Below are 1,311 nucleotides of genomic sequence, written 5' to 3'. Positions count from 1 at the left end.
CCCCCTTTGGAGGGGACAAATGCCCCCTCAGAAGGGGACAAATACCCCCTCGCCCTTGGGTGCAGGGAACCGAAAAAGGGGACAAATACCCCCTCGTGCATCTGTGCGTGTGCCTGTGACTGTCACTGTGACTGTGACACTGGGCGGGCTGCACACGGCATCCCTGAAAGGGACAAATACCCCCTCGGCCCTGGATGCAGGGAACCGGAAAATGGGACAAATACCCCCTTGCGATTTACAGCTCCGCCCGGAAACAGTCTGTGTCTTCAGGTTTCCATTGAATCGACTTGCACCCTTCTGAGTGACCGGGTAGAATCCAGAGTAATTCGGCAGAAGTTTTCGTTTTTGCACTACGTTGTAGATCAGGGAGTCACATGGGATCAGATCCGGTTGAGGGCCAGGTCGTCTCCGAGGGAGCCTCCGAGGGAAAGAGCATGGTCGTGAAGGCCAACGCCTTCGTCGAAGCGGCATACGCCCTGAACATCATGGCGACGAGGGTGCTACTGACGACCATCGCCCAGGTGGACCGCTCCAGCGAGATCACGGAGTCCCGGATCTTCTCCGTTTCGGTGGACGATCTCCGGCGGCTGTTTCCGCCTTTGCGCAACGCGAGTGGTGGATGGCTGTATCGCGAATTGCGCAAGGCGGCCGATGAGCTATACGAAGCTCAGCTCATATTCTGCGGGCGTCCGAACGAGAAGCCTGACCGCAACGCTGAGCTGGATGTCGGCCGCTGGGTCCAGCGGGCTCGCTACGTTCCCTCGGAAGGCCGTGTCGAGCTGCGTTTCGCGTATGACGTGCTGCCTTTTTTGCAGAACCTTTCGGGTCACTTCCTCCGTTACGACCTCCAGTACGTCGCGCGCATGGGGTCTCCGTATTCCGTCCGCCTGTACGAGCTGCTGGCGTCGTATCGGCAATGGAGCGAAGTGACGGTGGCACTCGATGATCTGCGCCGGATGCTTCGCCTCGAAGATAAGTACCCGGTTTGGAAGGACTTTCGCCGGAGGATCATTGAGCCTTCAGTGAAGGAGATCAACGCGATGTCGGACATGCGGGTGACCTACGAGCCTATCCGTGACGGGAGGTGTATCGCATCCGTGGCATTCCACAAATCGCGGCAGACACCCCCGATCCCCGAGCTGATCGACAGCGCATTGGAGATCGCTCCCGAAACAGGCGCGGAAGACGCCGCCACCCCCGAGACGACCGCACCGGGCGAGAAGCCAAGCCCAAGCCCCGCCCCACCGAAGAAGAACGAGAAAGCGACTCGCTCTGCGCCGAGCGGGGACCGAGACGCCTGCGATCCCCGTG

At 60.2% G+C, this 1,311-nt stretch carries 1 protein-coding gene; it reads left to right on the top strand.

What is annotated here, in order from left to right; genetic code table 11:
• Positions 1 to 434: 434 nt before the first annotated feature.
• Positions 435 to 1,311 (top strand): replication initiation protein (locus C998_RS14310; RefSeq protein ID WP_051076752.1); only part of this gene is annotated, 877 nt, incomplete at its 3' end.

This window comes from Thioalkalivibrio sp. ALgr3, from assembly GCF_000377325.1.
Classification (GTDB): Bacteria; Pseudomonadota; Gammaproteobacteria; order Ectothiorhodospirales; family Ectothiorhodospiraceae; genus Thioalkalivibrio.
This window is presented reverse-complemented; position numbering and strand designations above follow the sequence as displayed.